Here is a 4,679-nt window from a genome sequence, read left to right on the forward strand (position 1 = left end):
ACGCCGAGGTTGTGCTAGCCATGCTGCTGTCGATAGCGGCGGCCCTCCTGGTCCAGACGGTCTCCAGACGGCTGTCCGGAAGGGTCGCCCGCAGGGCGTGAGGGCCGTTCACGCGGCCACGGGACCGGATAGCCTTCGGTGCTCGGATGCGAGGAGACCGGACAACGCCGGAGGCAGGTTCGAGGGTGGTGTCAAACAAGAGGTAAACCTACTTACACAATCTGTTGAAACATATCCGATCGGTTAAGACATCGATATCGATCAGGGGTTGAACGGATTTCTAAGGCTCAGAGATCTTCCGGGCATTCCCAAGTGATCATACCCATCCTGATCTCCTGAAGCTCCTCCAAGACGCCGTCGGAGGCGTGGGAGCGGACGACCGAACGTATGGAGTCCAGCTCCCTTTCCCCCACGCTCAGGTATCTTGCCACGTTCGCTGTCTCCCTCTGTATCCTGTCCTCTACACGGTCGCTGACCAGCCTCGTTTCCCTGTAGAACCTGAGCCTCGGTCTCCTGCCCTTCGAAAGCAGGAAGCCGTACGGATAACGCGGGTTGTATCCTTCGTAGGAGCAGTCGTAACCCAGTTCCCTCCATATCTCCGACTCCATGCTGCACCCTCTCCCTGCGGACGATACGTACACGCAGAACCCCCGGGAGCATCTCTCCATCTTCTCCAGCGAATCCGGGGAGTTCATCGCAGGACAGAGAGACGAGAAGACGACGTCGTATCCGCGATCCTCGGGAAACGACCCCCAGTCGCAGCATATGAGACTGACGTCGCGTATGCCGTTCTCCTCGCATAGGCCCGCCGCCCGGGATAGCATGCCCGGGCTCGGATCCAGGCAGGTGATGCTTCCGACGCGCCCGCGGAAGGGAAGTATGCAGGTGCCGGGCCCGCAGCCCACGTCGAGAAGGTCCGTCGACCCCTCCAGAATCCCGTCGGACGACAGGTCCTCCGCGAATGCCCGCACGATCCCGCCGTAGCGCTCGGGAGAGTATCCTGAGGACACGCTCTCCCACATAAGTGTCTCGTCCTCCGGTCTCATCCCGTGCACGCGCATCGGGTGCCTGGACCTTTCCCTGTCCCATTCCTCTGCCGTGTACATCCCATCCTCCGTTCAGAGTATTATTACATGCGGGCGGCCGTAGTTCCTGTCTATGGTTACCCTGACACCGTATGTCTCCATTATGTTCTCTGGTGTAAGGACCTCGGATGCCTCCCCGGCGGCGGTGATACTACCGGAATCCAGCATGACGACCTTGTCGCAGTACCTGAGTGCCATGTCGATGTCGTGCATCACGGCGCAGACCCCCACTCCCTTGACCTTGGCCAGATCCCTGACTGTGTCCATGACCTCCATCTGGTATCTTATGTCCAGGTTGCTGGTGGGTTCATCCAGGAGGAGTATTCCCGCCTCCTGCGCCAGGGCGCGGGCCATCAGGACCCTTTGAGTCTGACCGCTGCTGAGCCTGTTGAAAGGGCGCGAGGCCAGCACATCCACGCCCAGCTCGCGGAGTGATTCCCAGACCACCCTGTCATCGTTGACGCTGCTCTGCCACCCCACGGAGTGGGGACGGCGCCCCATCATTACCACCTCGTACACGGTGGGCGCGGTGTAATCCCCTGTGGAGTTCTGGGGCACGTAACCCATGACCTTGGCGATATCCTTGGCCTTCATTCCGAGTATGTCCTCGGAATCAATCATCATCCTGCCCTGCGAGGGGGAGAGTATGCGGTTGATGCATTTCAGCATCGTGGTCTTCCCGGAGCCGTTGGGGCCCAGTATGCCCATTATCTCTCTCCTTCCGAGATCCAGCCCGACCCCCTTCAGGATTGGGTCGCTCCCGTACGAGAAACAAACACCGTCCACTTTGAGCTCCATGATCGATATGATACTTTGCGAGTACAAAATCTTTATGACGAAATCTATAATTGGTATCATTATGTGTTACTTTTTGGAAAAAAGATATTAACTACCTGACGCTTACAAGGCCGCATGAACAGCAAGGTCATAGCGTTGGTCGCGGTAATCATACTGCTGGCGGCAGGGGCGGGCACATTTCTGGCTCTGAACGACGGCAGGGCCGCGGACAGGGAGCTCGTGGACGGCGAGCTTCAGATCTACGGAAATGCGAACGGCGACTGGAAGATAGACGAGAGGGATATCACAGCACTGGAGAGCATAATCTCCGGCGAGGCCGCTGCAGGCGAGTATTCCGATGCCAATCTCGACGGGGTGATAGACGAGAACGATATCAGCCAGGTCCGGGCGCTCATAGACGGAAGTGCTCAGAGGATATGGCTGGTGGACGGCGACGGGCACGACAAGGAGATCAGCAGGGACATCTCCCGCATAGGGTGCGAGTACTACAGCAACACCGAGCTCATGCTGATACTCGGCCAGAAGGACAAGGTGACGGCGGTGGACAACGCCCCTTACCAGGCCAGGGACTTCTACTTCGGGGAGGGCAGCGCGGTAATGAACATGGTCAACATGAACGCCCCCGACTACGAGCTCGTGGAGAGCATGGATCTGGACATCTTGCTCACGTTCACCTACGCCGGGGCGGAGGAGAAGCAGCAGAAGCTAACCGATGTGGACGTAGTGTATCTGGGGATGTACCGGCCGAACGTGGAGGAGCCCACGAAATCGGAATACTTCCAGGGAATACTGAAGGCCGGATACATATTCGGATGCGTGGAGCGTGCGGAGGAGTACATGGGGTGGCTCCTGGACATAAGGGACCGCATAGACAGCGTGACCTCAGGGATATCCGAGGAGGACAAGCCCACGGTCCTGATGACCAACTACTCCTCGTCCTACTTCCAGACGGGGGTGGAGACCTCCACATGGTCCGTCTACACATCCATTGACCCCATGGTGCAGTCCTGCATCCTGGCTGGCGGACATCCCGCCGCCAAGGATGTTCTCACGGAGGATCAGTACTCGGGTACGTCATCCAGAACGCTCTACGCGGTCAAGGTGGCCCCCGAGGCTATAGTGGCGGCGGACATAGATTACGCGTTCTGCCACTGTGTGAAGTACACCTTCGCCGCGACCGTCGTCGCCGGGCCAGATCACGGCTACGCCGTGTCGGACCAGACCCAGATGGACGAGGCCCTGGCCACCGCCCAGGGGAGGGACCTTGTGGACATCGACAACATAGTGATAATCGCCGGGGACTTCAGGAACGGGGCTTCGGGATGCATGCTGCTGGCGGCATACATGGCCAAGATTCTGCACCCCGACCTGTTCGCAGACATGGATCCCCTGGAATACCACCAGAGCTATGTATCCGACTGGATGGGAATAGAGGACTACGACATAAGGTCTGACGGGGTCTTCATAAGCCCCGCCATGGCATAAACAGGGGCTCCCTCCCCTTTCTATTTCTGTATTGGTAGGCAGTCACCATGATACCCGGCGACCCTTCTGTCTCCACCGAAAGGTACAGGATAGCCCGCATGTTCGCCCGCAGGCTGGCCTTCATATCCTTGGCGGCGGTCGCGGTATGCGCCCTGGTCGGGATATCCATAACCGTGGGCACGTCGGGCATCTCGGCGGAGGATGCATACAAGGCCATAGTCAACTGGGTGCTGCCCGGTACGTTCGGGGACGTTTCCGATCAGACGATGCGCATAGTGATGAACCTCCGCGCGCCCAGGGTGCTAATGGCCGTCTTCGCGGGTGCCTCGCTGGCGATCGGGGGATGCATAACCCAGTCCCTGCTGAAGAACCCTCTGGCCACACCGTACACCCTGGGCGTGTCCTCGGGTGCGGGATTCGGTGCGGCCCTGGTAATCCTCCTGGGGGCAGGCATAGCCGGGGCCGGAACCGAGGGCATTATAGCCAACGCTTTCGTCTTCTCCCTTATACCGGTGGCCGTGGTGGTCGCGGCCTCCAGATTCAGGAACATGACTCCTCTCATGATTGTACTCTGCGGGGTGGCCATGTCCTACGTGTTCAGTGCGAGCAACACCATATTCCAGTTCTTCGGAGAGCCCAGCGCCGTGAAGTCCGTCGTTTTCTGGATGGTGGGGGATCTGAATGAGGTCGTGCTGTGGAACGTGCCGTACGTGGCCGTCGTGGCCGTAGGAGCCCTCGTCGTCGCGATGTTGCTGGCCAAGGACATGAACATAATGAGGATGGGGGACGACACCGCCAGGGGACTGGGCGTCAACACAGACCTGGTCCGCACATCCGGACTGGTGATGGCCTGCCTGCTGACGGCCGTGACCGTCAGCTTCACGGGCTGCATAGGGTTCGTATGCCTCCTGGCGCCGCAGATATCCCGCATATTCGTGGGAGGAGAGATGCAGTACCTCCTGCCGGCCTCTGCACTGACCGGTGCGGCCCTCCTCTCCGTGGCCGACATGGTCGCCAAGACGGTATTCGCACCCGTGATGCTCCCTGTGGGGGCGGTGACCGCGCTGGTGGGCGGCCCGGTACTGATATTGCTCCTCCTGTCGTCGGTGTCGGCCTCGGCGGGCGTCAGGGATTGATGCCGACGCAGATCGGAGACGGGATGGGAGGTGTACGGATTGAAGAAGAATGGCGCCGAGAGGGAGATTCGAACTCCCGAGGGGAGGTCCCCACGAGCTTTCCAGGCTCGCGCCTTACCGGGCTGGGCCATCTCGGCGTAATGACGGCTAACCCATGATTGCATTAAAAGGTTTT

Annotated in this window: 4 protein-coding genes and 1 tRNA gene; 2 read left to right on the forward strand and 3 right to left on the reverse strand. The window is 59.6% G+C overall.

The window, feature by feature from the left end:
• Positions 1 to 287: 287 nt before the first annotated feature.
• Positions 288 to 1,106: a class I SAM-dependent methyltransferase gene (locus LHW45_11015; GenBank protein ID MCB5286099.1), complete on the reverse strand. Its 819-nt coding sequence runs from the start codon at positions 1,104 to 1,106 to the stop codon at positions 288 to 290.
• A 12-nt stretch (positions 1,107 to 1,118) separates the two neighbouring features.
• Positions 1,119 to 1,943: an ABC transporter ATP-binding protein gene (locus LHW45_11020; GenBank protein MCB5286100.1), complete on the reverse strand. Its 825-nt coding sequence runs from the start codon at positions 1,941 to 1,943 to the stop codon at positions 1,119 to 1,121.
• 54 nt (positions 1,944 to 1,997) lie between these two features.
• Here LHW45_11020 and LHW45_11025 point away from each other — a divergent pair, with 54 nt between their 5' ends.
• The gene (locus LHW45_11025; protein MCB5286101.1) at positions 1,998 to 3,368 is read left to right on the forward strand and encodes an ABC transporter substrate-binding protein; all 1,371 of its coding nucleotides are present in this window, start codon (positions 1,998 to 2,000) and stop codon (positions 3,366 to 3,368) included.
• A 47-nt stretch (positions 3,369 to 3,415) separates the two neighbouring features.
• On the forward strand, positions 3,416 to 4,504 hold the full coding sequence (locus LHW45_11030; protein MCB5286102.1) for an iron ABC transporter permease: 1,089 nt from the start codon (positions 3,416 to 3,418) through the stop codon (positions 4,502 to 4,504).
• A gap of 50 nt (positions 4,505 to 4,554) precedes the next feature.
• On the opposite strand, the gene LHW45_11035 is transcribed toward LHW45_11030, so the two are convergent.
• Positions 4,555 to 4,641, reverse strand: a tRNA-Ser gene (locus LHW45_11035).
• Positions 4,642 to 4,679 lie beyond the last annotated feature (38 nt).

The sequence above is a fragment of the Candidatus Cloacimonadota bacterium genome, from assembly GCA_020532085.1.
GTDB lineage: Bacteria > Cloacimonadota > Cloacimonadia > Cloacimonadales > Cloacimonadaceae > Syntrophosphaera.